Below are 23,813 nucleotides of genomic sequence, written 5' to 3' on the forward strand. Positions count from 1 at the left end.
ACAAGTGCTCTTTACCAATAGTCCTTATATAATCAGGCACGGTTCACACGAGTTTCATACCGAATCACCGCATGGTTTATACTAAACAGCTATATGTTTAAACAGTTCCATATATTATGGGAATTTATTCTCTCATATTAAGAGAATAAATTCCCATAATATGTGATACTATTTTCCCACAATATATGGGACTATCTTCTTTATAAGTTCTTCGTCCGCTACATACGGCATTGTTATCTGATAGTCTCTTGCATGGGAGTCATTAAATGCTTCGCTTGTCTCCATCGCATGCGGATTACGCGCCCATGAGCGACGGGCTACTCCGCCCATCACATCCCAGAGCATTGCCGAACGAAGTATTTCATCTACCCGTTCGCTACCGTCGCATACCATACCGAAACCGCCATTGACTGCTTTACCAATACCGACTCCCCCACCATTGTGCAAAGCTACCAGGCTCATTCCGCGGGCACAATTTCCGGCAAAACATTGCACAGCCATATCTGCCATCACATTGCTTCCGTCTTTGATATTCGATGTCTCCCGGAAAGGAGAATCCGTTCCGCTTACATCGTGATGGTCTCGTCCCAGCATGATAGGACCTACTTCTCCCCGGCGGACCATCTCATTGAAACGGAGGGCTATGTTCATTCTCCCAACTGCATCCTGATACAGAATACGTGCCTGTGTACCCACCACGAGCTGATTCTTTTCGGCATCCCGTATCCAGTTGTAATTGTCAAGATCCTGACCGCGCCGATTGACGTCGATACATTCCATAGCTGCATGGTCTGTTTTTATCAGATCTTCGTGTTTGCCACTCAAGCAAACCCATCTGAACGGACCGTAGCCATAATCAAAGAGTTGGGGTCCCATAATATCTTCAACATAGCTTGGCCAGATAAATCCGTCCTTTTCATCAACACCATTACGGGAGATTTCTTTTACTCCGGCATCGTATATAGCTTTCATGAAGGAGTTTCCATAATCAAAGAAATAAGTTCCGCGGGCTACGAGTTTCTTGATAACTTCGAAATGACGATGCAAGGATATATCTACCAAGTGACGGAATTGTTCCGGAGATTCGTGAAGAAGGCGTGTGCGTTCTTCAAAAGTTAGTCCGGCAGGGCAGTAACCGCCTTCGTAAACGGCATGACAGGAGGTTTGATCGGATAATAATTCAATAGGAATTCTTTCGCGTTCGGCATATTCGAGCAGGTCTACGACATTGCCGTGATAGGCTATCGAGCAGGGTTCACGATGTTGCATTGCTTGAGATGCCATCCGGTATGCTTCGGCTATATCCGCAGTCACGTGTCCCACCCATCCCTGGCGGTGGCGGGTTTCAATACGCGAACTATCTACTTCGGCTATGATGGAGACTGCTCCTGCTATCTCCGCCGCTTTGGGTTGTGCGCCGCTCATTCCTCCCAAGCCGGAAGATACAAATAAATGTCCCCGCAGATCCTGATCTTGGGGAATCCCTAGTTTCAATCGCCCGGCATTGAGGAGGGTATTGAAAGTGCCATGCACAATTCCTTGAGGACCGATATACATCCAGCCGCCGGCGGTCATTTGCCCGTAATTGGCAACTCCCATCTGGGCAGCAATATGCCAATCATGTTGATTGTCGAATTGCCCGATCATCATCGAATTGGTTATTATAACGCGGGGAGCATCGGGACGGGAGCGGAAAAGCCCTAATGGATGTCCGGACTCAATAACCAGCGTCTGTTCTTGGGTAAGTTCCTCGAGGTATTGTTTTATCAGTCGATATTGCATCCAGTTTTGACAGACTTGTCCGGTTTCACCGTAAGTGACTAGTTCGTAGGGATATAATGCTATATCGAAGCAAAGGTTATTGTCAATCATTACCTGAAAAGCTTTGCCTTCAATGCATTGTCCCCGATATTCGTCAATCGGTTTGGCTTTTAGGTCGCCGGCAGGACGGAAACGGTATCCGTAAATCCGCCCGCGAGTGCGTAGCTCTTCCATCAATTCAGGAGCCAATTGTTCGTGCCACTCGGTAGGAATATAACGCAAAGCGTTTTTTAATGCAGTGATTGTCTGCGCCGGGGTAAGTGTATAACCACGGTCGGGAGCTCTCCGGATACCTTCTACAAAATCCGGATAAGGAGGTAGTGTGTTGCCAAGAGTTATTCTCATAATAAACAGAATTAAGGATTACAAACTGTAAGCAATACAGTCTTATAACTCTTCGCAAGATAGAAAAAAAGAAGATAAAAGACAAAAGATTTGGCAGATTTATTATCAGAAAGGTATTATTACATTTACAGTTTGATAGAAGAACAAGACACAAGCGATGTCAAAACTCTCTTATGCTTTTATACAGGCACGAATACAGGCCGTTTTGTCAAAACAGATAGATAACCCTTTCACTGAAGTAGATAGCAGGGTTGGCATTACGTTAAATTGCAAAACTATCATTAAAACGAATGGCGGAGCTTCACTAAAGCTAAAAATAGATTTTTCATTAAAATGAATGGAAGGATCGTTGGTAAGAACCCTTTCATTAAAATAAAAGAGAATCTTTAGTAAAGCAAATAGCAGCCCTTTCTAAAATCAACGCTATGAAATCGGTGGAATTTGTATAACTAGCGTAACCCGCATCTCAATAATATCATTATATAGATGATTGTATTATTGATAGGGCTTTTTCATACGATACCAACCGCAATTAATGGAATTATTTCTTTTGGTTATTCTGCAACTCTAACAGATATTTAAAAGTATGCTTTGCCTCCTGACTATCATCTTTCAAATATGCTTGTTTCAGTTCCGGATAATTCTTCAATAATTGCAGCATTCTATCTTTCCCCAGAAAGTCGATTTTTCCCGTTTCACCATTCAATTCATAGCAAACACGTTTTGTAACCAGACTTGAAGCGGCAAGAGCATCGCCTATATTTCCTCCTAGTTTTACATCATCTTCTTCCACAAAGTTGCCTCCGATGACTGATCCTAAAGGCATCGCACAAAAATAGATGTTTTTGCCTAACTGAACGGCAGGAGCATACCATGCTCCAAAACGCAATTTCTTATAGCGCAACTTACGACAGTTCAAATATAAATTTCCTTTTTCGTCACGCACAGCAAAACAACGCTTCTTCAAACGCCGGCACATCGACTCGTCATCACCGGCCGTTATCCGGTAATCAGCCCCTCCTGTTAATACAATCTGATTTCTGGAACGTTTTTCTACACGCAACACAGCAGTGGTATCGCCATGTTGAGTCAGCAACTCTTTCAGGTTGGAATAAATAATATTCTGCGCAATTAACGGAAGGCTAATCACGCTTATCAGCAAACATAAGATACATCCTTTCTTCATAAGCATCCTCCTTTCCTGTCTAACGCCTTTTCGAGTGGAAAGTTATAAATTTTAGCGGATAAATGCAAGAATGAGAAAAGAAATATTGAAAATTTCTTCCAGCTAACAACAACATTATCAAGACGAGTTATAATCCAAGCCCACACATCTTCCTACTTCCGTTAATAAACAGTAAATCTACTCTTGACAAAAACAAGCTCCTATCCCGACCGTTATGAATTATATTACCTTTGCGCAAAAGATTTAAATTTGTCATGGAAAAACTAGAACAGATCATTACCACATATCAGCAAATCATTCAGAAAACAGAACTGGAGTTACAGAATGCACGAAAACGTATCTATTATATAAGTCTTCTTCGACTTATCTTATTCGTAGGAGCCGTAGCAAATGCCATTATTTTTTGGTCTGACGGTTGGCTATGCCTCTCTGTATTCGCTATCCTACCCTTTATCTTATTCATTTGGTTAGTAAAACGCCATAATTTCTGGTTCTACCGGAAAGACTTTCTGAAAAAGAAAATAGAAATCAACGAGCAGGAACTACGTGCCATGCAATATGATTTTTCCGATTTTGACGATGGAAAAGAATTCATTAACCCGTCTCATCTCTACACTCTTGATCTGGATGTATTTGGCGAACACTCTCTCTTCCAATACATCAACCGCACCGCAACCCCTATCGGCAAGCAACATCTCGCAAACTGGTTCAATGCACATCTGGAAAATAAAGCAGCTATTGACCACCGCCAGGAAGCCATCCGGGAACTCTCCACCGATTTGGAATATCGCCAACAAATCCGCTTACTCGGATTACTCTATAAAGGAAAACCTGCCGATACCACCGAAATCAAAGAATGGGCAGCCAGTCCGAGTTATTATCGAAAACGTACGCTCCTGCGTATCCTCCCAATAGCGGTTACCGTCATTAATTTCTTATGTATAAGTCTAGCCATTTCAGGTATCATCTCGGCTAACATCGCAGGAGGAGTATTTGTCTGCTTTGTATTATTCAGTACTATTTTCTCTAAAGGAATCACTAAACTGCAAACAACCTACGGAGAAAAGCTGCAGATTCTTTCGACATACGCTGACCAAATTCTGCTCACTGAACAAAAAGAAATGCACAGTCATATACTACAAGAGTTAAAAGCGGACCTTACAAGTCAAAATCAAACCGCTTCTCAAGCAGTCCGCCAGCTTTCTAAACTGATGAACGCACTCGATCAACGAAGCAATCTGCTCATGAGTTCTATACTCAACGGACTGATATTTTGGGAGCTACGCCAGGTGATGCGAATCGAGAAGTGGAAAGAGATTCATGCATCCGACCTACCCCGATGGATAGAAACAATCGGAGAAATAGATGCCTATTGTTCCCTGGCAACATTCGCATATAACCATCCGGATTATATTTACCCCACTATCGCTGCTCAATCTTTCCACCTACAAGCTGAAGCTTTGGGGCATCCCCTAATGGATCGCAACAAATGTGTGCGTAACGGAATAGACATTGAAAAACGTCCTTTCTTTATTATAATCACAGGCGCCAATATGGCAGGCAAGAGTACTTATTTACGTACTGTAGGAGTAAACTATCTACTGGCATGTATAGGAGCCCCCGTTTGGGCAAAGCAAATGAAAATATATCCGGCCCGTCTCGTTACCAGCCTTCGAACCAGTGACTCCCTAGCTGACAACGAATCTTATTTCTTTGCAGAACTTAAGCGACTTAAATTAATCATAGACAAACTTGAAGCCGGGGAAGAGCTTTTCATCATCCTTGATGAAATACTGAAAGGTACCAACTCCATGGACAAACAGAAAGGCTCTTTCGCCCTTATCAAACAATTCATGCACATGAACGCCAACGGTATCATCGCCACCCATGACTTGTTATTAGGGACTTTAATAGAGTCCTTCCCACAAAATATCCGGAATTACTGTTTCGAAGCCGACATTACCAACAATGAACTCACCTTCTCATATCAAATGAGAAACGGAGTTGCTCAAAACATGAACGCCTGCTTCTTAATGAAAAAAATGGGGATCGCCGTCATTAACGACTAATCCCCATCTTCGTATGAAAATCAAAGTTATCTTTTACAGTAACATCTAAAACCTGTTTTATTTAGTAGCAGCAAACTCAATATAAAGTTTCAAACTGCATAGTTTTAATGTGTCGGAAAAAACAAAGTCAAACAGGTGTTGTAGATATATACTTATTGTATTTTACTTTTCGACAAAAAAGCGACTATCGCAGAAGCTTTTTCATTAGTGAAATACTGCACCGATGTTATTGGCTGATACGTGTAAGGTACAAATTGGAATAACTGTACAGCTGCAAACTTTTTATCAGCAGAAAGTATCACATCCATACGTATATTACCACTAGCCTCGCTTTTTATTTTCGAATCAGCGGAGAATGAACCCGAATTTACAAGATTCTTCAAAGCATCCATATGCTTCAAATCAAAGAATACACTATGCTCTTTAGCCACACTTTTTGTTGGTAAATAAACAACCTCCTTTGATTTCCAGAAAAGACGGAAAATTCCCATAAGGAATAAACCTGTCCCCAAAACCATCAAAGCCATACTGGTTGTAGAAGACTTGTCATCCAATTCGAATGTTGAAGCAAAAGCTAAAATACCAATCAATAACATAACAGAAGAGATTAAAACTCCTGAAACACTTATGCGTTTAGCAATATCGGGGTGTGTAGATGCGAATATAGTAGCATCAATCGTTTGAGTAGTTGCCATAATATTTAAAGTTTAATTTATTAGTAAAAATATAAAGATAAAAAGAAGTAGTATCACCAGTATACAGAAGATACTAGTAACCACAAAATAAACAATACCAATAAATATACTGCTAAATAATTATACGCCTCAAGGTGTATACATAGTATTCACTCGATGGCTGACAATAATAGGAAGTTGTTGTATCATAAATCCGCCCCCAGTGTTGTGATAGTGAGCTCTCACGATCAGCACAACCTTGTAGCGCATTCTTTAAAGAAAAGAAATATTCTCCAAGCTGTACACGTTGAATACGTGTCACAGACATTTGATGGCTCTGCAAATTAGTCAATTCAGCCACAGGCTTACCCGGAAGATCCGGTGCACAGATTTCCCCACGCTGCCCCATAGCATATGTAATATCACACCCCTGCTTATCCACCATTTTTTCGGTAGAGACATTGCCTGCTATGCTATGAAAAGCAACTGTCAGCAACAGAAACAATATTACCTTTACAAATTTTGCCATATTCACCTGCAAATATAACAGATTCTCTCTATGAAAAGTTTAATTAGGATATATTTTAATGTATCTTAGTATTAATAAACGGCAGACAAACAAAAAAGGCTACCTTTAAGGCAGCCTTTTTTATATCTATAAGAATAACTGTAAAATTATTCAGCCGATTCAGCTTTTGGTTCTTCAGCCTTAGGAGCTTCAGTTGCAGGAGCTTCAACAGCAGCAGGAGCAGCTTCAGCAGCTTTCTTCGAACGACGAGTACGAGTAGCTTTCTTAGCAACTTTTTCCTTAGCCATGTTTTCATTGTAGTCAACCAACTCAATAAAGCACATTTCTGCGTTGTCACCCAAACGGTTACCAGTCTTGATAATACGAGTATAACCACCCGGACGATCAGCAATCTTAACAGAGATTTCTTTGAACAACTCTGTTACTGCAATCTTATCTTGCAAGTTGCTAAATACAACACGACGAGAGTTCGTAGTATCTTCTTTAGACTTAGTAATCAAAGGCTCAACAAACTTTTTCAAAGCTTTCGCCTTTGCAACAGTCGTAGTGATTCTTTTGTGCTTGATCAAAGAGCAAGCCATGTTAGATAACATAGCGCTTCTATGAGAAGCAGTACGACCTAAATGATTGAATTTTTTATTATGTCTCATTTTTTATTCTTTATCTAATTTATATTTAGAAATGTCGGTTCCAAACGACAGATTCAGACTTTCCAGCAAATCATCAAGCTCGGTAAGCGATTTCTTTCCGAAGTTTCTGAATTTCAGCAGGTCAGTTTTGTTGAACTGTACCAAATCGCCGAGAGTTTCTACATCAGCAGCCTTCAAACAATTGAGGGCACGAACTGACAAGTCCATATCAACGAGTTTAGTTTTCAACAACTGACGCATGTGCAATACTTCTTCATCAAACTCTTCATTGCCATCAGTATCATTACTTTCAAGCGTGATCTTCTCATCAGAGAACAACATGAAGTGGTAAATCAGAATTTTTGCAGCTTCTTTCAGCGCTTCTTTCGGGTGTATAGAACCGTCGGTACTAATTTCAAGCACTAGCTTTTCGTAGTCAGTCTTCTGTTCTACACGGAAGTTTTCTACAGCATACTTGACATTACGTATCGGTGTATAAATAGAGTCGATTGGAATTACATTAACATCCGTGCAATACTCGCGATTTTCATCAGCAGGTACATAACCACGACCTTTGTTAATGGTAATATCAATCTGCATAGTTGACTTAGAATCTAAATGACAAATAACTAATTCCGGATTTAACACTTCAAATCCAGTCAAATACTTACCTATGTCACCTGCTTTAAATTCACTGGAATTCTCGACAGTGATGCTCACTTTTTCGCTCTCGAACTCTTCAACTACTTGCTTGAATCTCACTTGTTTCAGATTCAAGATAATGTTGGTAACATCCTCTTTTACTCCAGGTACACTAGAAAATTCATGCTCCACACCATCGATTCTGATAGTAGTGATAGCAAAACCCTCTAATGAAGAAAGAAGGATACGGCGTAATGCATTACCTACAGTAATACCAAAACCCGGTTCCAACGGACGGAATTCGAATTTACCGAATCTGGAGTCCGCCTCCAACATTAATACTTTATCAGGTTTTTGAAATGCTAATATCGCCATGAAATTAATTATTATTTAGAATACAATTCAACGATCAAATGTTCTTTAATGTTCTCAGGAATGTCTGCTCTTTCAGGTATGTGCAACATTTTACCAACCTTTGAAGCCTCGTCCCATTCCAACCAAGCATACTTGCTGTGATTGAAACCTGCAAGAGAATTAGCAATTACTTCCAAAGACTTAGATCTTTCACGAACACCAATCAATTGTCCTGGTTTTACTGCAAATGAAGGAATGTTTACTACTTCACCATCTACAGTGATGTGCTTGTGACTAACCAACTGACGAGCAGCAGCACGTGTAGGAGCAATACCCAAACGGAATACTACGTTGTCAAGACGGCCTTCCAGCAATTGAAGAAGTACCTCACCGGTAATACCTTTAGCAGTAGCTGCTTTTTCAAACAAATTGCGGAATTGTTTTTCCAAAACTCCATAGGTGTATTTAGCTTTCTGTTTTTCACGAAGTTGCACACCGTATTCAGAAGTTTTTCTTTTTCTTGAATTACCATGTTGTCCGGGAGGATAGTTCTTCTTTGACAAAACTTTGTCAGCTCCAAAGATTCCTTCACCGAATTTACGGGCGATTCTCGATTTTGGTCCAGTATATCTAGCCATTTCTTTTAAATATTTAATTGTTTATTCATGAACTCAATTTGTTGCAGCCGCGATTACAGAGAGAAATTAATGTAATCCAAAAACAAAATCAAGATCATTGTGTAAGTTAAAGGTAAATTAAACTCTACGTCTTTTCGGAGGACGACAACCATTATGTGGAAGCGGAGTCACGTCAATGATTTCAGTAACTTCGATACCAGCACCGTGGATAGTTCTAATAGCAGACTCACGTCCGTTACCTGGACCCTTCACATATGCTTTTACCTTTCTCAGGCCAAGATCGAATGCAATCTTTGCACAATCCTGGGCAGCCATCTGAGCTGCATAAGGAGTATTCTTTTTAGAACCTCTAAATCCCATTTTACCAGCAGATGACCAAGAGATAATCTGCCCTTCACTATTTGCAAGAGAAACAATAATATTGTTGAAAGATGAATGAACATGCAACTGTCCATTAGCGTCTACTTTCACATTTCTCTTTTTAGCTGCAACTGTTTTTTTTGCCATATCAACAATTATTATTTAGTAGCTTTTTTCTTATTAGCAACGGTTTTCTTTCTACCCTTACGAGTACGTGCATTGTTCTTAGTGCTCTGACCTCTAACAGGCAGACCAATACGGTGACGTACACCACGATAGCAACCAATATCCATTAATCGCTTAATGTTCAATTGGATTTCAGAACGAAGATCACCTTCTACTTTATACTCTGCACCGATAATCTCACGAATCTTAGCAGCTTGATCATCTGTCCAGTCTTTAACCTTCAGATCTTTATCTACACCAGCTTTATCTAAAATTTTTGCTGAACTACTGCGACCTATTCCATATACATAGGTCAACGCAATTTCACCTCTTTTGTTCTGAGGTAAATCTACACCAACTATTCTTATAGCCATATACTAAATTATTTTTTTTGCAAAAATAACAAATTATCCTTGACGTTGTTTATACTTAGGATTTTTCTTGTTAATAACATACAAACGGCCATTACGTCTAACGATCTTACATTCTGGCGTGCGTTTCTTTAATGATGCTCTTACTTTCATATCTTATTTTATTTATATCTAAACACAATTCTTCCTTTCGATAAGTCGTAAGGAGACATTTCGACTCTCACTTTATCTCCCGGCAGGATCTTGATGTAATGCATCCTCATCTTGCCTGAAATATGTGCGGTAATCTCATGTCCGTTTTCTAATTCAACACGAAACATTGCATTTGACAATGCTTCAACTATAACTCCATCTTGTTCTATTGCAGATTGCTTTGCCATATTATATTGCTTTATCTCCTAAAACTTCTTCTATGAATTTGAATGAAGACAAAATATCAGCTTCACCAGCTCCAACAGCTATCGTATGCTCAAAATGTGCAGCACATTTACGATCTCTGGTCCTCACAGTCCATCCGTCACTTTCCATTATCACTTGTCGGTCTCCCAATGTTATCATCGGCTCTATCGCTATGCAAAGGCCTCTTTTCATCAATGGTCCATATCCTCTTTTACCATAGTTAGGAACCTGAGGATCTTCGTGCATCTCTTTACCGATGCCATGGCCAACAAACTCACGCACTACACCATAAGAATGAGACTCACAATATTGCTGAATAGCATATCCGATATCACCAATTCTTTTACCTTGCACTGCGTTCTGGATGCCAATATATAACGCTTCTTTAGTTACCTTCAACAAGTTACGAATCTCTTCGTCTACCTCTCCTACACAAAAAGTATAAGCAGAATCACCACAGAAACCATTCATGTAAGTTCCGCAATCCACTGATACGATATCACCATCTTTCAGTACGATATCCCCTGGGATTCCATGTACCACCTGTTCATTGACAGAAGTACAGAGAGATGCGGGAAACGGTTCTCCATATTGATTCGGAAATCCTTTGAAAGTTGGAGTTGCCCCATGATCTCTAATGAACTCTTCAGCAACTTTATCCAACTCACGTGTAGTTACACCAGGCTTCACCAGTTTGGCAACCTCTGCAAGAGTTTTACCAACAAGCAGGTTACTCTGACGGAGCAATTCTATTTCATCTTCTGTTTTAAGAAATATCATTTCTAATCTAAAGAATTAATATGCCGCTACACCAGCGCGTCCTTTAATACGACCAGATTTCAACAGACCATCATAGTGTCTCATCAACAAATGACTTTCAACCTGTTGCAGGGTATCAAGAACAACACCTACAAGAATTAACAAAGATGTACCGCCGAAGAATTGAGCGAATCCTGCTTGCACTCCGAATACACCGGCAAAAGCAGGCATAATAGCAACTAAAGCCAAGAAGAAAGAACCCGGCAAAGTGATACGAGACATTATATCATCAATATACTCTGCTGTTTTCTTTCCCGGTTTAATACCAGGGATGAAACCATTATTTCTCTTCATATCCTCAGCCATCTGAGTCGGATTAATTGTAATTGCAGTATAGAAATACGTAAATAATATAATCATTACCGCAAAGACAAAATTATACCAGAAACTTGTATGATCTGTAAACGCATGCAAGAAACCGCCTGCATCATTTACATTTGAAAAGCCGATAAATGTAATTGGAATAAACATGATTGCCTGAGCAAAAATGATAGGCATAACACCGGCAGCATTCACCTTTAAAGGGATATACTGTCTAGCACCACCATATTGCTTGTTACCAACAATTCTTTTTGCATACTGTACAGGAATCTTTCTTGTACCTTGCACCAAAAGAATAGCAGCGCCAATCACTAATAATAAGAATACGATTTCAATTATAAACATAATCAGACCACCGCTCTTATTTGCTACTCTGGACACAACTTCTTGCAACAAAGCATCAGGGAAACGAGCGATAATACCAATCAAGATGATAAATGAAATACCGTTACCAATACCTTTATCAGTAATTCTTTCACCAAGCCACAAAATAAACATACTACCTGCTGCCAAAATAATGGTAGAGGTAACCATAAACAGAGTCCAATCTAATGAAGCATTTAAGGAAGGGCCAGCCTGCATTTTAAGATTGAGCAAATAAGAAGGGGCCTGAACTAACAATATAGCAATCGTCAAGTAACGAGTATATTGATTCATTTTTCTTCTGCCGCTCTCACCTTCGCGTTGCAACTTCTGGAAATACGGTACAGCGATTCCCAATAACTGGATTACGATAGATGCAGAGATATAAGGCATGATTCCTAATGCAAAAATAGAGGCATTAGAAAATGCTCCTCCAGAGAACATATTTAACAAGGCTAAAAGGCCTTCACTTGTTTGTTCGTGCAATTTTGCCAGCATCGCCGGATTGATACCCGGTAATACGACATACGATCCGAAACGGTAAATTGCCACGAACAATATGGTGATGAGGATCCGCTGTCTCAGATCCTCAATCTTCCATATATTCTTTAATGTTTCAATAGCTTTTCTCATTGAATCAGAGTTTTACTACAGTTCCACCAGCAGCTTCAATAGCAGCAGTTGCAGTCTTAGAGAATGCATGAGCTTCTACTTCCAGCTTGTTAGTCAGAGTTCCGTTACCCAATACTTTTACCAACTGATTTGAAGAAATAAATCCTGCTTCGATAAAGTCGTTTACACCAACTTTTGCCAAGCTTTTAGCTTCAGCAAGTTTCTGGATAGTATCCAAGTTGATAGCTTTATATTCAACACGATTGATATTCTTGAAACCAAATTTAGGAACTCGACGTTGAAGAGGCATCTGACCACCTTCAAAACCGATTTTCTTAGAGTATCCAGATCTTGATTTAGCTCCTTTATGACCTCTTGTAGAAGTACCACCTAAGCCAGAACCAGCACCACGTCCAATTCTTTTTCTTGTCTTAGTAGATCCCTCAGCAGGTTTTAAATTACTTAAGTTCATATTGTAATTTCGTTTTATTATTCAACAAATAATTACTTAACAATGGCAACCAAGTGTTTTACTTTATCTACCATTCCAAGAATTGAAGGAGTGCTTTCGTGTTCAACCACACGGTTCAGTTTACGAAGTCCCAGTGCGTCAAGAGTTCTTTTCTGATCAGCTGGAGCACCAATTCTACTTTTAACTTGTTTAATCTTTATAGTTGACATATCTCCTCCTTATCCTCTAAATACTTTTTCAACACTAATACCTCTGTTCTGAGCAACCATTCTTGCATCACGCATTTCACTCAAAGCTTCAATTGTAGCTTTAACAAGGTTATGCGGATTCGAAGAACCTTTAGATTTAGCCAAAACGTCAGTAACACCAACACTTTCCAATACAGCACGCATAGCACCACCAGCTACAACACCGGTTCCGTGAGATGCAGGTTTGATGAATACTTCAGCACCACCAAATCTAGCTGATTGTTCATGAGGAACAGTACCTTTTAAAATAGGTACTTTCACCAGGTTCTTTTTAGCTGACTCAACACCTTTAGCGATAGCAGCTGTTACTTCACCTGCTTTACCAAGTCCCCAACCAATGATACCTTCTTCGTTACCTACAACAACGATTGCAGAGAAACTAAAAGTTCTACCACCTTTGGTAACTTTAGTAACACGATTAATAGCAACTAATCTATCTTTCAGTTCTATATCGTTAGTAATCTTAACTCTATTATTAACTCCTGCCATAATGATTAAAATTTAAGTCCACCGTTACGAGCAGCATCAGCTACTTCTTTTACTCTCCCATGATACAAGTAACCATTACGGTCGAAAACAACAGTAGTTATACCTGCTTCCTGAGCCTTTTTAGCAATCATTTCACCAACTTTAGCAGCTTGTTCTTTTTTAGCGACTTTCTCAGTCAAACCTAAAGAAGAAGCAGCAGCCAGTGTCTTACCAGAAAGATCATCGATAATCTGGACATAAATTTGCTTGTTACTTCTAAATACACTCATACGCGGACATTCAGTAGTACCTGAAATCTTGTTGCGTACTCTATATTTGATCTTAACTCGTCTTTCTATTTTTGTTGTCATAATAATCTAATTTTATATGAATTACTTAGCGCCGGCTGATTTACCAGACTTTCTACGAATTACTTCGCCAACAAACTTAATACCTTTACCCTTGTATGGTTCAGGCTTACGGAAAGAACGTATTTTAGAGCAAACTTGACCAAGCAATTGTTTGTCACACGATTCCAATATAATAAGAGGATTCTTATTTCTTTCAGACTTCGTTTCAACTTTTACCTCAGCAGGCAATTGAATGAAAATATTGTGTGTATAACCTAAAGCCAGCTCAATGATGTTACCTTGGTTTGAAGCACGATAACCTACACCTACAAGTTCCAGTTCTTTCTTGTAACCTTCAGATACGCCCACAACCATGTTGTGAACCAATGAACGATACAAACCGTGGAAAGCATGTTTCTGCTTCGGGTTATCAAGCATTTCTTTATCGTTTTCTGTTAAAGTTACGTGTCCGTCTTCAATAGTAACATTGATAGCAGGATTCACATATTGGCTCATTTCGCCTTTGGGTCCCTTTACGGTAACCACATTATCCTTCAGAGTGATTGTCACTCCAGCAGGGATACTAATGGGTAATTTTCCTATTCTTGACATTCTAATTCCTCCTAATTAATATACATAACACAAGACTTCACCACCGATTTTCAGTTCTGCAGCCTCTTTGTTAGTCATTACACCTTTGGAAGTAGATATTATAGCAATACCCAGCCCATTAATAACACGCGGCATATCTTTGTAACCAGTATACTTACGCATACCCGGAGAAGATATTCTTTCTAACTTTTTGATTGCGTTAACTTTGTTAACAGAATCATACTTCAAGGCAACCTTAATAGTTCCTTGAGGACCATCTTCTACAAACTTATAATTAAGGATGTAGCCTTTTTCAAAAAGAATCTTAGTGATTTCTTTTTTCAAATTCGAAGCGGGAACTTCAACAACTCTGTGCTTTGCACCAATCGCGTTCCGCAACCTCGTTAAATAATCTGCTATTGGATCAGTCATATAAAAATAAATTAAATTAATCAGGACTACCCTGACAATATTTAAACAATAATTACCAGCTTGCTTTTTTTACGCCTGGGATCAGTCCGTTAGATGCCATCTCACGGAATTGAATTCTCGAAATTCCGAACTGACGAATATAACCTTTAGGACGACCAGTCAGTTTGCAACGGTTGTGCATACGAATTGGATTAGAATTCTTTGGCAACTCTTGCAACTTCTGTGCAGCTTCGAAAGCATCAGCAGGATCACCTGTTCTTACGATTTGCTTCAAAGCAGCTCTTTTCTCGGCGTATTTGGCTACTAATTTAGCACGCTTTACTTCACGTGCTTTCATTGATTCCTTTGCCATATCTATTAGTCTTTTTTAGCGTTTTTAAAAGGTAAACCGAATTCCTTCAGCAAAGCATAACCTTCTTCATCTGTTTCCGCAGAGGTTACAAAGGTAATATTCATTCCGAGAATTCTTGTAATACTATCGATATTTATTTCAGGGAAAATGATTTGTTCCTGAATACCAAGGGTATAGTTACCTTTACCATCAAACTTACTTTCGATACCTTTGAAGTCACGAATACGAGGAAGAGCTACACGAACCAATTTTTCAAGGAATTCGTACATTCTTTCACGACGTAAAGTTACCATAACACCAATCGGCATTTTTTTACGCAACTTAAAGTTTGCGATATCTTTACGAGAAATGGTAGCTACAGCTTTTTGACCTGTAATAGCTGTCATTTCATTGATTGCTACTTCGATAATCTTCTTATCAGCAACAGCCATACCTAATCCCTGATTGATTACAATCTTCTTAAGTACGGGTATCTGCATTGTAGAAGAATACTGGAACTGTGATTTCAATGCAGGTGCTATACGCTCTGCATATTCTTTCTTAAGACTAGCAGTATTACTCATTACTTAATCTCCTCTCCTGATTTTTTAGAATAACGCACTAAAGTTCCTTCCGAACTCTTTTTTCTCCCAATACGCGTTGCTTTACCAGTTTTTGGATCAACCGGGTTCAAGTTTGAAATGTGGATAGAAGCTTCTTGCTTCACAATACCACCTTGTGGATTCTTTGCATTCGGCTTTGTGCTTTTAGATACCATATTGATACCTTCAACAAATGCACGTCCTTCTTTAACAAGAACCTTCAATACACGACCAGTTTTGCCCTTATCTTCACCAGCATTTACGTAAACTGTATCGCCTTTTTTAATATGTAATTTACTCATTACTTAAATCTTTTACAAATTAAAGTACCTCAGGCGCAAGTGACACAACTTTCATGTTTGTAGCACGAAGTTCTCTTGCTACAGGACCGAAAATACGACTACCTCTAATTTCACCTGCATTATTCAACAACACGCAAGCATTATCATCAAAACGTATATAAGAACCATCAGGACGACGGATTTCTTTCTTTGTACGTACAATCAAAGCCTTTGATACTGCACCTTTTTTAACATCACTAGAAGGGATAACGCTCTTCACTGAAACTACAATGACATCCCCCACTGAAGCATAACGACGACCTGTCCCCCCCAAAACGCGGATACACAACGCCTCTTTCGCTCCACTGTTATCACATACTGTAAGTCTGGATTCTACTTGTATCATAATTACTTAGCTCTTTCAATTATTTCTACTAATCTCCATCTTTTAGTCTTGCTCAAAGGACGAGTTTCCATGATGCTTACAGTATCACCGATATTGCATTCATTCTTTTCATCGTGAGCATGGTACTTCTTCGTTTTGCTAACGAACTTACCATATATAGGGTGTTTTTCCTTAAATTTGGCAGCAACTGTGATGGTCTTGTCCATCTTATTGCTCAACACAACCCCTGTTCTTTCTTTTCTTAAATTTCTTGCTTCCATCAAGCTGATCATTTATTGTTAAGTTCTCTTTCGCGCAATTCTGTTTTCATACGCGCAATAGTCCTGCGTAATTGTTTGATTTGAGCAGGATTTTCCAAAGGAGAAATAGAATGATTAATAACCATTTGGTTATAATTAGCTGTTTCCGCCTCTACTCTTTCTACTAAATCATTAGTAGTCATTTCTTTAATTTCTGCAATTTTCATAACACTTACGCATTTTGATTTTGAATATCATAATCACGTCTTACGACAAACTTCGTTGTAATAGGAAGCTTTTGAGCAGCTAAGCGCAATGCTTCTTTCGCGATTTCGTAAGATACTCCTTCAGCTTCAATAATGATTCTACCTGGAGTTACAGGAGCCACAAATCCCTCTGGAGCACCTTTACCTTTACCCATACGTACATCGGCAGGTTTTCTAGTGATCGGTTTATCCGGGAATATACGGATCCAGATCTGTCCTTGACGTTGCATATATCTTGTTACTGCAATACGAGCAGCTTCGATCTGACGGCCTGTAATCCACTTAGTCTCCAAAGCCTTTATGCCAAAAGAACCAAAGGCCAGCTGGTTGCCTCTCTGGGCATTACCTTTCTGACGGCCTTTTTGTTGTCTTCTGAATTTTGTCTTTTTCGGTTGTAACATAGTTTCCTAAAATTCAAATTCGTTTAGCGATTATTTTTCTTTCTTTTGAAGTTCTTTCCGCCGTTGTTTCCACTATTGTTTCCACGACCACTTTCTTTGCTTTGTGTAAAGTTCGGAGCCAATTCTTTCTTACCAAACACTTCACCTCTACAAATCCAAACTTTGATACCAAGAAGACCTACTTTAGTCAATGCTTCTGCATGACAGTAGTCGATATCAGCTCTGAAAGTGTGCAACGGAGTTCTTCCTTCTTTATACATTTCAGAACGAGCCATTTCAGCTCCATTCAAACGTCCTGAAATCTGAATTTTGATACCTTCAGCACCCATACGCATTGTGTTTGCGATAGCCATCTTGATGGCACGGCGATAGGCAATTTTACCTTCAACCTGGCGAGCGATGTTGTTAGCAACAATCACAGCATCCAGTTCCGGTCTCTTCACTTCAAAGATATTGATTTGAATATCTTTGTCGGTAACCTTCTTCAACTCCTCTTTTAACTTATCAACTTCTTGGCCACCTTTACCGATAATAATACCCGGGCGAGCAGTGCAAACAGTAATAGTAACGAGCTTCAGCGTACGTTCAATTACGATTCTTGATACACTTGCTTTTGCAAGTCTTGCATTAAGATATTTACGGATTTTGCTATCTTCCAGCAAAGAATCACCGTAATCATTTCCACCATACCAGTTAGAATCCCATCCTCTGATAATTCCTAAACGGTTGCTTATTGGATTAACTTTTTGTCCCATCTACCTTAATTTTGATCTTCGTTATTACTTTTAGCACCAACGAACAATGTTACGTGATTTGAACGTTTGCGAATTCTATAACCTCTACCCTGTGGTGCCGGTCTCATTCTTTTGAGTGTAGCTCCACCATCAACAAAAATCTGTGTTACGAACAATTCGCCACTTTCTGCTTTACGTTCGTTTTTCTGTTCCCAGTTAGCAATTGCAGAGCGAAGCAATTTTTCCACTCTTGCAGCAGCTTCTTTTGAAGAAAATTTCAAAACACCAAGTGCTCTGTTCACTTCCATACCACGGATCATGTCTGCAACCAGACGCATCTTACGTGGAGAAGTAGGAACATTTTGCAATTTTGCAAAATACATGGTCTTAAGGGCTTCTTTTCTTTTTTCAGCCGATATTTTTTTTCTTGCTCCCATTATTATTTATTACTTTATTATTTCAAATAAATCCTGTTATCTTTTCTTGTTACCAGCGTGTCCTCTGAATGTACGAGTTGGAGCAAATTCGCCCAACTTGTGTCCTACCATATTCTCGGTAACATAAACAGGAATAAATTTATTTCCATTGTGAACTGCAACTGTATGGCCTACAAAATCAGGCGAAATCATTGAAGCTCTGGCCCAAGTCTTTACTACGACTTTCTTACCTGATTCATTCATGGCAAGAATTCTCTTTTCAAGCTTAACGTTAATATATGGACCTTTTTTTAATGAACGACTCATAGTTTACTCAATTAATCAGATTACTTTTTTCTTCTCTCAATAATGTACTTAGACGATTGTTTCTTAGGAGCTCTAGTCTTAAGTCCCTTAGCATACAATCCCTTACGTGATCTTGGGTGACCTCCGGAAGCACGTCCTTCACCACCACCCATCGGGTGATCAACCGGGTTCATTACAACACCACGGTTACGAGGACGACGTCCTTGCCAACGAGAACGTCCTGCTTTACCTGAACTTTCCAATCCATGATCAGAGTTACCTACACTACCGATAGTAGCTTTACAAGTGCTAAGAATCTGTCTAACCTCACCTGAAGGCAACTTGATTACACAATACTTACCCTCACGAGAAGTCAACTGAGCAAAGTTACCAGCTGAACGAACCAGAGCAGCACCCTGTCCCGGACGTAATTCGATATTGTGAATCACAGTACCCACCGGAATGTTTTGAAGAGGAAGAGCATTACCAATCTCTGGCGCTGCTGTTTCACCTGACATCAGAGTCGCACCAACTTGCAATCCATTGGGAGCAATAATATATCTTTTTTCTCCATCAGCATAAAATAACAGAGCGATACGAGCCGAACGATTCGGGTCGTATTCGATTGTTTTAACTACTGCTGGAACACCGTCCTTATTTCTCTTGAAATCAACAATTCTAATCACCTTTCTATGACCGCCACCAATGTAGCGCATAGTCATCTTACCTTCGCTGTTACGACCACCAGATGATTTCTTACCATATACAAGAGACTTTTCTGGTACTGATGCAGTAATTTCTTCGAAAGTACCAATAATTTTATGTCTTTGCCCCGGTGTTGTGGGCTTAAATTTACGTACTGCCATTTTTATTAAATATTGCTATAAAAATCAATAGTATCTCCTTCTTTCAATGTCACGATTGCTTTTTTGAAAGCATTCGTACGACCATTGATGATACCTGCTTTGGTATAACGGCTCTTATTCTTGCCAGCATACTTCACAGTATTCACATCAACTACAGTAACATTATAAAGAGCTTCAATTTCCTTCTTAATTTCCAGTTTGTTAGCTTCAGGACGTACAACAAAGCCGAAACGATTCAGCTTATCTGTGATTGCAGTCATTTTCTCTGTTACCAACGGTTTAATAATAATTCCCATTATTTAAGCCTCCTTTTTAAATTAAGATATTGTCAATAGCCTTCAGAGAGTTTTCTGTAAGCACAATAACCCCAGCATTCAATACTCTGTAAGTATTTAATCCTGAGATAGTCTGTACATTAGCACCCTCGATGTTACGAGCTGACAAATATACGTTTTTATTTGCTTCCGGTAAAATTACAAGTAGCTTTTTATCGGAAACTTTAAGATTTTTTGTCATTGCAACGAAATCTTTTGTCTTAGGAGCTTCAAATGTGAAATCCTCAACGACAACGATTGCATCGTTTTGAGCTTTATAAGACAAAGCTGACTTACGAGCCAGTGTCTTAACTTTTTTATTCAACTTAAAGAAGTAGTCTCTTGGTTTCGGACCGAAAACACGAGCACCACCTACAAGAACAGGCGAATTCATATCACCACGACGTGCTCCACCGCCACCTTTCTGACGACCGATCTTACGAGTTGAACCACTGATTTCACTTCTTTCTTTTGACTTATGAGTACCCTGACGCTGATTAGCCATAAATTGTTTTACGTCCAAATAAATAGCGTGGTCGTTGGGCTCAATTCCGAAGATAGATTCGTTTAACGTAACCTTTCTCCCAGTGTCTTCACCTTTAATGTTATATACGTTAACTTCCATTATTTCTCAATTAATACGATTGAACCTTTGCAACCCGGGATAGAACCTTTAACCAAAAGAAGGTTATGATCCGCGATTACTTTTAATACCTGCAAGTTTTGTACAGTGACTCTGTCACCACCAAGTTGTCCACCCATGCGCATTCCTTTGAATACTTTTGCAGGGTAAGAACAAGCACCGATAGAACCCGGTTTACGAGCGCGATTATGCTGACCGTGAGTAGCTTGACCCACACCACCAAAACCATGTCTTTTTACTACACCCTGAAAACCCTTACCCTTAGAAGTACCAACAACGTCAACAAAGCTAGCGTCGTTAAACATTTCTACAGTAATGGTATCACCCAAATTCAACTCTGTTTCAAATTCTTTGAACTCAGCCAAGTGTCTCTTCGGTGTTACTCCTGCTCTTTTAAAATGTCCCATCAACGGTTTAGTTGTATGTTTTTCCTTTTTGTCCTGGAAACCCAACTGAACAGCTGCATAGCCATCTTTTTCTACAGTTTTAACTTGAGTAACAACACAAGGACCTGCTTCGATAACAGTGCATGGTACATTTTTACCATCGGCACTGAAAACGGATGTCATTCCGATTTTTTTTCCTAATAATCCTGGCATTTCACTAATTTTTAATTATCAAACTTTAATTTCTACTTCCACACCACTTGGCAATTCCAACTTCATCAAAGCATCTACTGTCTTAGCTGTTGAGCTATAGATGTCGATTAATCTCTTATAAGAAGAGAGTTCAAATTGCTCACGAGACTTTTTGTTTACGAAAGTCGAACGGTTCACAGTAAAGATACGTTTGTGCGTAGGCAGAGGTATTGGACCGCTAACGATAGCACCTGTAGCTTTTACAGTTCTTACAATTTTCTCAGCTGACTTGTCAACCAAGTTGTGGTCGTAAGATTTCAATTTAATTCTAATTTTCTGACTCATTATTTTTTTTAATTAATACATTTATAATAAGATAAAGCGGCAGGCTAAGAGTCATTCGCTAGCCTGCTGCTTTAGATATTTTAGAGTAAATCAGCGCGTCCTTTTACTTCTTCCAATACAGCCTTAGCAATAGAAGAAGAAAGCTGAGCGTGATGAGAGTAGGTCATTGACGAGGTTGCACGACCAGAAGTAATAGTACGTAAAGCTGTTACGTAACCAAACATTTCCGCCAGTGGAACCATCGCTTTCACGATACGAGCGCCAGAGCGGCTAGATTCCATACCTTCAACCTGTCCACGACGTTTGTTCAAGTCACCGATAACATCACCCATGTTTTCTTCCGGAGTTACAACTTCCAGTTTCATGATAGGTTCCATCAAAACAGGACCTGCCTTAGCACATGCATTTTTATAAGCCTGCATTGCACAGATTTCAAATGACAACTGATCAGAGTCAACCGGGTGGAATGAACCATCAACCAAAGTCACTTTCAATGAATCCAATGGGTAGCCTGCCAAAACACCACTCTTCATAGCATTTGTAAAGCCTTTCTGAACTGCTGGGATAAATTCCTTAGGAATATTACCACCCTTCACTTCATCAACAAACTGCAAACCACCTAAAGTGAAATCCGCATCAGCCGGACCAATGTTCACAATGATATCAGCAAACTTACCACGTCCACCAGACTGCTTCTTGTACACTTCACGCAAGTTAACTGTCTTCGTGATAGCTTCCTTATAGTTAACCTGAGGCTTACCTTGATTACATTCTACCTTAAATTCACGTTTCAAACGGTCAATGATAATATCCAAGTGAAGCTCACCCATACCAGAAATAACTGTCTGACCTGTCTGTTCGTCTGTTTTCACAGTAAATGTCGGGTCTTCTTCAGCCAATTTAGCCAAACCGTTAGACAGTTTATCCATATCTTTCTGAGTCTTAGGTTCTACAGCGATACCAATAACCGGTTCCGGAAAGTCCATAGACTCAAGTACTATCGGAGCTGTTTCATCACACAAAGTATCCCCAGTACGAATATCTTTAAAGCCTACACCTGCACCAATATCACCAGCACCGATTACTTCAACCGGGTTCTGTTTGTTGGAGTGCATCTGGAACAGACGAGAAACGCGTTCTTTCTTACCAGAACGAGAGTTGTAGATATAAGAACCTGCTTCAATTTTACCAGAATAAACACGGAAGAAAGTCAAACGACCTACATATGGGTCAGTTGCGATCTTAAACGCCAAAGCAGATGTTTTTTCATCATCACTTGGTTTACGATCCTCTTCAGCTCCCGTATTAGGATTTGTACCTATTACGTTCTCTGTATCAAGTGGAGAAGGCAAGAAAGCACAAACATAATCAAGCAATGTCTGAACACCTTTGTTCTTAAAAGAAGATCCGCAAAGCATAGGAACTACAGCCATCTGAACTGTTGCATTACGAAGAGCTCTCAATACTTCTTCTTCAGTAATAGTAGAAGGATCATCGAAATATTTCTCCATCAAAGCATCATCAAATTCTGCTACTTTTTCAAGCATCTTATCTCTCCACTCGTTAGCTTCATCGATAAGTTCTGCAGGGATTTCCTCAATACTGTAGTCAGCCCCCATTGTTTCATCATGCCAATAGATAGCTTTCATTTTGATAAGGTCAACAAGACCTTTGAAAGATTCTTCAGCACCGATAGGAACAACAATCGGACACGGATTAGCTCCAAGAACATCCTTCATCTGACGAACTACTTCAAAGAAGTCAGCACCAGAACGGTCCATCTTATTAACATAAGCAATACGAGGAACGTTATATTTATCAGCCTGACGCCATACAGTTTCTGATTGAGGCTCAACACCACCAACAGCACAGTAAGCAGCTACAGCCCCATCAAGGATACGCAATGAACGTTCTACCTCTGCGGTAAAGTCAACGTGTCCCGGAGTGTCAATCAAGTTAATTTTATAAGTATCACCAGCATATTTCCACCTTGTTGTTGTAGCAGCGGATGTAATAGTGATACCACGTTCTTGCTCCTGTTCCATCCAGTCCATAGTAGCAGCACCATCATGAACTTCACCAATTTTGTGAGTCAATCCAGTGTAGAACAGGATACGTTCAGAAGTAGTTGTTTTTCCGGCATCAATGTGAGCCATGATACCGATATTACGAGTTAAATGTAAATCATGTTTAGCCATCTTCTAATTCCTTTACTTTAAGTTTATAT

At 39.5% G+C, this 23,813-nt stretch carries 36 protein-coding genes; 1 reads left to right on the forward strand and 35 read right to left on the reverse strand.

Features of this window, described 5'->3' with window-relative positions; translation table 11 throughout:
* Positions 1-168: 168 nt before the first annotated feature.
* A complete protein-coding gene (locus DW173_RS16975) occupies positions 169-2,166 on the reverse strand; it encodes a urocanate hydratase (protein ID WP_009040603.1) in 1,998 nt (665 codons plus the stop codon).
* A gap of 541 nt (positions 2,167-2,707) precedes the next feature.
* Complete coding sequence (locus tag DW173_RS16985; RefSeq protein ID WP_199722848.1) at positions 2,708-3,352, reverse strand: DUF6563 family protein; 645 nt, start codon at positions 3,350-3,352, stop codon at positions 2,708-2,710.
* 254 nt (positions 3,353-3,606) lie between these two features.
* On the opposite strand from DW173_RS16985, the gene DW173_RS16990 reads away from it, so the two are divergent.
* The gene (locus DW173_RS16990; protein WP_120144859.1) at positions 3,607-5,421 is read left to right on the forward strand and encodes a MutS family DNA mismatch repair protein; all 1,815 of its coding nucleotides are present in this window, start codon (positions 3,607-3,609) and stop codon (positions 5,419-5,421) included.
* Between the two features lie 152 nt (positions 5,422-5,573).
* Here DW173_RS16990 and DW173_RS16995 read toward each other — a convergent pair whose 3' ends face one another.
* The 33 genes from DW173_RS16995 to fusA all read right to left on the reverse strand — a co-directional run bounded on the left by DW173_RS16995 (position 5,574) and on the right by fusA (position 23,784).
* Positions 5,574-6,116, reverse strand: a complete 543-nt coding sequence (locus tag DW173_RS16995) for a hypothetical protein (RefSeq protein WP_055236005.1) — start codon at positions 6,114-6,116, stop codon at positions 5,574-5,576.
* Between the two features lie 112 nt (positions 6,117-6,228).
* Positions 6,229-6,624, reverse strand: a complete 396-nt coding sequence (locus DW173_RS17000) for a hypothetical protein (RefSeq protein ID WP_120144860.1) — start codon at positions 6,622-6,624, stop codon at positions 6,229-6,231.
* A 146-nt stretch (positions 6,625-6,770) separates the two neighbouring features.
* A complete protein-coding gene (gene rplQ / locus DW173_RS17005; RefSeq protein ID WP_004313458.1) occupies positions 6,771-7,274 on the reverse strand; it encodes a 50S ribosomal protein L17 in 504 nt (167 codons plus the stop codon).
* A gap of 3 nt (positions 7,275-7,277) precedes the next feature.
* Positions 7,278-8,270: a DNA-directed RNA polymerase subunit alpha gene (locus tag DW173_RS17010; RefSeq protein WP_004296325.1), complete on the reverse strand. Its 993-nt coding sequence runs from the start codon at positions 8,268-8,270 to the stop codon at positions 7,278-7,280.
* Positions 8,271-8,281: 11 nt separating this feature from the next.
* Positions 8,282-8,887 (reverse strand): 30S ribosomal protein S4, encoded by a 606-nt coding sequence (gene rpsD / locus DW173_RS17015; protein ID WP_004296326.1) that lies wholly within the window; start codon positions 8,885-8,887, stop codon positions 8,282-8,284.
* 117 nt (positions 8,888-9,004) lie between these two features.
* A complete protein-coding gene (rpsK, locus tag DW173_RS17020) occupies positions 9,005-9,394 on the reverse strand; it encodes a 30S ribosomal protein S11 (protein WP_004296327.1) in 390 nt (129 codons plus the stop codon).
* Positions 9,395-9,405: 11 nt separating this feature from the next.
* On the reverse strand, positions 9,406-9,786 hold the full coding sequence (gene rpsM / locus DW173_RS17025; protein WP_004296328.1) for a 30S ribosomal protein S13: 381 nt from the start codon (positions 9,784-9,786) through the stop codon (positions 9,406-9,408).
* A gap of 33 nt (positions 9,787-9,819) precedes the next feature.
* Entirely contained in the window at positions 9,820-9,936 is a 117-nt protein-coding gene (gene ykgO / locus DW173_RS17030) for a type B 50S ribosomal protein L36 (protein WP_002558051.1), read from the reverse strand.
* 8 nt (positions 9,937-9,944) lie between these two features.
* A complete protein-coding gene (infA, locus tag DW173_RS17035; RefSeq protein WP_002558052.1) occupies positions 9,945-10,163 on the reverse strand; it encodes a translation initiation factor IF-1 in 219 nt (72 codons plus the stop codon).
* 1 nt (position 10,164) lies between these two features.
* Complete coding sequence (map, locus tag DW173_RS17040) at positions 10,165-10,962, reverse strand: type I methionyl aminopeptidase (protein WP_008023041.1); 798 nt, start codon at positions 10,960-10,962, stop codon at positions 10,165-10,167.
* 15 nt (positions 10,963-10,977) lie between these two features.
* Complete coding sequence (gene secY / locus DW173_RS17045; RefSeq protein WP_004310881.1) at positions 10,978-12,318, reverse strand: preprotein translocase subunit SecY; 1,341 nt, start codon at positions 12,316-12,318, stop codon at positions 10,978-10,980.
* 4 nt (positions 12,319-12,322) lie between these two features.
* On the reverse strand, positions 12,323-12,769 hold the full coding sequence (gene rplO, locus DW173_RS17050) for a 50S ribosomal protein L15 (protein ID WP_008023042.1): 447 nt from the start codon (positions 12,767-12,769) through the stop codon (positions 12,323-12,325).
* A 32-nt stretch (positions 12,770-12,801) separates the two neighbouring features.
* Positions 12,802-12,978, reverse strand: coding sequence for a 50S ribosomal protein L30 (gene rpmD, locus DW173_RS17055; protein WP_004296332.1), 177 nt, complete (start codon positions 12,976-12,978; stop codon positions 12,802-12,804).
* A gap of 9 nt (positions 12,979-12,987) precedes the next feature.
* The gene (gene rpsE, locus DW173_RS17060) at positions 12,988-13,506 is read right to left on the reverse strand and encodes a 30S ribosomal protein S5 (protein WP_004296333.1); all 519 of its coding nucleotides are present in this window, start codon (positions 13,504-13,506) and stop codon (positions 12,988-12,990) included.
* Between the two features lie 5 nt (positions 13,507-13,511).
* Entirely contained in the window at positions 13,512-13,856 is a 345-nt protein-coding gene (rplR, locus tag DW173_RS17065) for a 50S ribosomal protein L18 (protein ID WP_004310883.1), read from the reverse strand.
* 21 nt (positions 13,857-13,877) lie between these two features.
* On the reverse strand, positions 13,878-14,447 hold the full coding sequence (gene rplF, locus DW173_RS17070) for a 50S ribosomal protein L6 (RefSeq protein WP_004310884.1): 570 nt from the start codon (positions 14,445-14,447) through the stop codon (positions 13,878-13,880).
* Positions 14,448-14,462: 15 nt separating this feature from the next.
* Positions 14,463-14,858, reverse strand: coding sequence for a 30S ribosomal protein S8 (rpsH, locus tag DW173_RS17075; RefSeq protein ID WP_004296336.1), 396 nt, complete (start codon positions 14,856-14,858; stop codon positions 14,463-14,465).
* A gap of 52 nt (positions 14,859-14,910) precedes the next feature.
* Positions 14,911-15,210, reverse strand: coding sequence for a 30S ribosomal protein S14 (gene rpsN / locus DW173_RS17080; RefSeq protein WP_004310885.1), 300 nt, complete (start codon positions 15,208-15,210; stop codon positions 14,911-14,913).
* Positions 15,211-15,215: 5 nt separating this feature from the next.
* Complete coding sequence (gene rplE, locus DW173_RS17085; RefSeq protein WP_004310886.1) at positions 15,216-15,773, reverse strand: 50S ribosomal protein L5; 558 nt, start codon at positions 15,771-15,773, stop codon at positions 15,216-15,218.
* A complete protein-coding gene (rplX, locus tag DW173_RS17090) occupies positions 15,773-16,093 on the reverse strand; it encodes a 50S ribosomal protein L24 (protein WP_004296339.1) in 321 nt (106 codons plus the stop codon). The genes rplE and rplX overlap by 1 nt, the downstream gene beginning before the upstream one ends.
* A 19-nt stretch (positions 16,094-16,112) precedes the next feature.
* Positions 16,113-16,478 carry a 50S ribosomal protein L14 gene (rplN, locus tag DW173_RS17095; protein ID WP_004296340.1) on the reverse strand — a complete coding sequence of 122 codons (366 nt, stop codon included), beginning with the start codon at positions 16,476-16,478 and terminating at the stop codon, positions 16,113-16,115.
* A 2-nt stretch (positions 16,479-16,480) separates the two neighbouring features.
* Entirely contained in the window at positions 16,481-16,750 is a 270-nt protein-coding gene (gene rpsQ / locus DW173_RS17100) for a 30S ribosomal protein S17 (RefSeq protein ID WP_004296341.1), read from the reverse strand.
* A complete protein-coding gene (rpmC, locus tag DW173_RS17105; RefSeq protein WP_004296342.1) occupies positions 16,747-16,944 on the reverse strand; it encodes a 50S ribosomal protein L29 in 198 nt (65 codons plus the stop codon). Before rpmC ends, rpsQ begins: the two co-directional genes overlap by 4 nt.
* Before the next feature lie 5 nt (positions 16,945-16,949).
* The gene (rplP, locus tag DW173_RS17110; protein ID WP_004291234.1) at positions 16,950-17,384 is read right to left on the reverse strand and encodes a 50S ribosomal protein L16; all 435 of its coding nucleotides are present in this window, start codon (positions 17,382-17,384) and stop codon (positions 16,950-16,952) included.
* Positions 17,385-17,407: 23 nt separating this feature from the next.
* Complete coding sequence (gene rpsC / locus DW173_RS17115) at positions 17,408-18,139, reverse strand: 30S ribosomal protein S3 (RefSeq protein WP_004296343.1); 732 nt, start codon at positions 18,137-18,139, stop codon at positions 17,408-17,410.
* Between the two features lie 5 nt (positions 18,140-18,144).
* Positions 18,145-18,555, reverse strand: a complete 411-nt coding sequence (rplV, locus tag DW173_RS17120) for a 50S ribosomal protein L22 (protein WP_004296344.1) — start codon at positions 18,553-18,555, stop codon at positions 18,145-18,147.
* A gap of 36 nt (positions 18,556-18,591) precedes the next feature.
* The gene (rpsS, locus tag DW173_RS17125; RefSeq protein WP_004296345.1) at positions 18,592-18,861 is read right to left on the reverse strand and encodes a 30S ribosomal protein S19; all 270 of its coding nucleotides are present in this window, start codon (positions 18,859-18,861) and stop codon (positions 18,592-18,594) included.
* A 20-nt stretch (positions 18,862-18,881) separates the two neighbouring features.
* Positions 18,882-19,706, reverse strand: coding sequence for a 50S ribosomal protein L2 (gene rplB / locus DW173_RS17130; RefSeq protein WP_004296346.1), 825 nt, complete (start codon positions 19,704-19,706; stop codon positions 18,882-18,884).
* 5 nt (positions 19,707-19,711) lie between these two features.
* Positions 19,712-20,002, reverse strand: a complete 291-nt coding sequence (gene rplW, locus DW173_RS17135) for a 50S ribosomal protein L23 (protein ID WP_004296347.1) — start codon at positions 20,000-20,002, stop codon at positions 19,712-19,714.
* 16 nt (positions 20,003-20,018) lie between these two features.
* Positions 20,019-20,645 (reverse strand): 50S ribosomal protein L4, encoded by a 627-nt coding sequence (gene rplD / locus DW173_RS17140; protein ID WP_004313456.1) that lies wholly within the window; start codon positions 20,643-20,645, stop codon positions 20,019-20,021.
* Positions 20,645-21,262 (reverse strand): 50S ribosomal protein L3, encoded by a 618-nt coding sequence (gene rplC, locus DW173_RS17145; RefSeq protein ID WP_004313455.1) that lies wholly within the window; start codon positions 21,260-21,262, stop codon positions 20,645-20,647. The genes rplD and rplC overlap by 1 nt, the downstream gene beginning before the upstream one ends.
* 18 nt (positions 21,263-21,280) lie before the next feature.
* Positions 21,281-21,586 carry a 30S ribosomal protein S10 gene (gene rpsJ, locus DW173_RS17150; RefSeq protein ID WP_002558075.1) on the reverse strand — a complete coding sequence of 102 codons (306 nt, stop codon included), beginning with the start codon at positions 21,584-21,586 and terminating at the stop codon, positions 21,281-21,283.
* Between the two features lie 80 nt (positions 21,587-21,666).
* Positions 21,667-23,784, reverse strand: coding sequence for an elongation factor G (gene fusA, locus DW173_RS17155; RefSeq protein WP_004310890.1), 2,118 nt, complete (start codon positions 23,782-23,784; stop codon positions 21,667-21,669).
* Positions 23,785-23,813: the final 29 nt, after the last annotated feature.

The sequence above is a fragment of the Bacteroides sp. AM16-13 genome, assembly GCF_003602705.1.
GTDB classification, from domain to species: Bacteria; Bacteroidota; Bacteroidia; order Bacteroidales; family Bacteroidaceae; genus Bacteroides; species Bacteroides xylanisolvens.

What these genes read in the sequence shown, in the direction of transcription:
- DW173_RS16975 (WP_009040603.1), bottom strand. Translation starts at nt 2,166, where the DNA reads ATGAGAATAACTCTTGGCAACACACTACCTCCTTATCCGGATTTTGTA.
- DW173_RS16985 (WP_199722848.1), bottom strand. Translation starts at nt 3,352, where the DNA reads ATGAAGAAAGGATGTATCTTATGTTTGCTGATAAGCGTGATTAGCCTT.
- DW173_RS16990 (WP_120144859.1), top strand. Translation starts at nt 3,607, where the DNA reads ATGGAAAAACTAGAACAGATCATTACCACATATCAGCAAATCATTCAG.
- DW173_RS16995 (WP_055236005.1), bottom strand. Translation starts at nt 6,116, where the DNA reads ATGGCAACTACTCAAACGATTGATGCTACTATATTCGCATCTACACAC.
- DW173_RS17000 (WP_120144860.1), bottom strand. Translation starts at nt 6,624, where the DNA reads ATGGCAAAATTTGTAAAGGTAATATTGTTTCTGTTGCTGACAGTTGCT.
- rplQ (WP_004313458.1), bottom strand. Translation starts at nt 7,274, where the DNA reads ATGAGACATAATAAAAAATTCAATCATTTAGGTCGTACTGCTTCTCAT.
- DW173_RS17010 (WP_004296325.1), bottom strand. Translation starts at nt 8,270, where the DNA reads ATGGCGATATTAGCATTTCAAAAACCTGATAAAGTATTAATGTTGGAG.
- rpsD (WP_004296326.1), bottom strand. Translation starts at nt 8,887, where the DNA reads ATGGCTAGATATACTGGACCAAAATCGAGAATCGCCCGTAAATTCGGT.
- rpsK (WP_004296327.1), bottom strand. Translation starts at nt 9,394, where the DNA reads ATGGCAAAAAAAACAGTTGCAGCTAAAAAGAGAAATGTGAAAGTAGAC.
- rpsM (WP_004296328.1), bottom strand. Translation starts at nt 9,786, where the DNA reads ATGGCTATAAGAATAGTTGGTGTAGATTTACCTCAGAACAAAAGAGGT.
- ykgO (WP_002558051.1), bottom strand. Translation starts at nt 9,936, where the DNA reads ATGAAAGTAAGAGCATCATTAAAGAAACGCACGCCAGAATGTAAGATC.
- infA (WP_002558052.1), bottom strand. Translation starts at nt 10,163, where the DNA reads ATGGCAAAGCAATCTGCAATAGAACAAGATGGAGTTATAGTTGAAGCA.
- map (WP_008023041.1), bottom strand. Translation starts at nt 10,962, where the DNA reads ATGATATTTCTTAAAACAGAAGATGAAATAGAATTGCTCCGTCAGAGT.
- secY (WP_004310881.1), bottom strand. Translation starts at nt 12,318, where the DNA reads ATGAGAAAAGCTATTGAAACATTAAAGAATATATGGAAGATTGAGGAT.
- rplO (WP_008023042.1), bottom strand. Translation starts at nt 12,769, where the DNA reads ATGAACTTAAGTAATTTAAAACCTGCTGAGGGATCTACTAAGACAAGA.
- rpmD (WP_004296332.1), bottom strand. Translation starts at nt 12,978, where the DNA reads ATGTCAACTATAAAGATTAAACAAGTTAAAAGTAGAATTGGTGCTCCA.
- rpsE (WP_004296333.1), bottom strand. Translation starts at nt 13,506, where the DNA reads ATGGCAGGAGTTAATAATAGAGTTAAGATTACTAACGATATAGAACTG.
- rplR (WP_004310883.1), bottom strand. Translation starts at nt 13,856, where the DNA reads ATGACAACAAAAATAGAAAGACGAGTTAAGATCAAATATAGAGTACGC.
- rplF (WP_004310884.1), bottom strand. Translation starts at nt 14,447, where the DNA reads ATGTCAAGAATAGGAAAATTACCCATTAGTATCCCTGCTGGAGTGACA.
- rpsH (WP_004296336.1), bottom strand. Translation starts at nt 14,858, where the DNA reads ATGACTGATCCAATAGCAGATTATTTAACGAGGTTGCGGAACGCGATT.
- rpsN (WP_004310885.1), bottom strand. Translation starts at nt 15,210, where the DNA reads ATGGCAAAGGAATCAATGAAAGCACGTGAAGTAAAGCGTGCTAAATTA.
- rplE (WP_004310886.1), bottom strand. Translation starts at nt 15,773, where the DNA reads ATGAGTAATACTGCTAGTCTTAAGAAAGAATATGCAGAGCGTATAGCA.
- rplX (WP_004296339.1), bottom strand. Translation starts at nt 16,093, where the DNA reads ATGAGTAAATTACATATTAAAAAAGGCGATACAGTTTACGTAAATGCT.
- rplN (WP_004296340.1), bottom strand. Translation starts at nt 16,478, where the DNA reads ATGATACAAGTAGAATCCAGACTTACAGTATGTGATAACAGTGGAGCG.
- rpsQ (WP_004296341.1), bottom strand. Translation starts at nt 16,750, where the DNA reads ATGATCAGCTTGATGGAAGCAAGAAATTTAAGAAAAGAAAGAACAGGG.
- rpmC (WP_004296342.1), bottom strand. Translation starts at nt 16,944, where the DNA reads ATGAAAATTGCAGAAATTAAAGAAATGACTACTAATGATTTAGTAGAA.
- rplP (WP_004291234.1), bottom strand. Translation starts at nt 17,384, where the DNA reads ATGTTACAACCGAAAAAGACAAAATTCAGAAGACAACAAAAAGGCCGT.
- rpsC (WP_004296343.1), bottom strand. Translation starts at nt 18,139, where the DNA reads ATGGGACAAAAAGTTAATCCAATAAGCAACCGTTTAGGAATTATCAGA.
- rplV (WP_004296344.1), bottom strand. Translation starts at nt 18,555, where the DNA reads ATGGGAGCAAGAAAAAAAATATCGGCTGAAAAAAGAAAAGAAGCCCTT.
- rpsS (WP_004296345.1), bottom strand. Translation starts at nt 18,861, where the DNA reads ATGAGTCGTTCATTAAAAAAAGGTCCATATATTAACGTTAAGCTTGAA.
- rplB (WP_004296346.1), bottom strand. Translation starts at nt 19,706, where the DNA reads ATGGCAGTACGTAAATTTAAGCCCACAACACCGGGGCAAAGACATAAA.
- rplW (WP_004296347.1), bottom strand. Translation starts at nt 20,002, where the DNA reads ATGGGAATTATTATTAAACCGTTGGTAACAGAGAAAATGACTGCAATC.
- rplD (WP_004313456.1), bottom strand. Translation starts at nt 20,645, where the DNA reads ATGGAAGTTAACGTATATAACATTAAAGGTGAAGACACTGGGAGAAAG.
- rplC (WP_004313455.1), bottom strand. Translation starts at nt 21,262, where the DNA reads ATGCCAGGATTATTAGGAAAAAAAATCGGAATGACATCCGTTTTCAGT.
- rpsJ (WP_002558075.1), bottom strand. Translation starts at nt 21,586, where the DNA reads ATGAGTCAGAAAATTAGAATTAAATTGAAATCTTACGACCACAACTTG.
- fusA (WP_004310890.1), bottom strand. Translation starts at nt 23,784, where the DNA reads ATGGCTAAACATGATTTACATTTAACTCGTAATATCGGTATCATGGCT.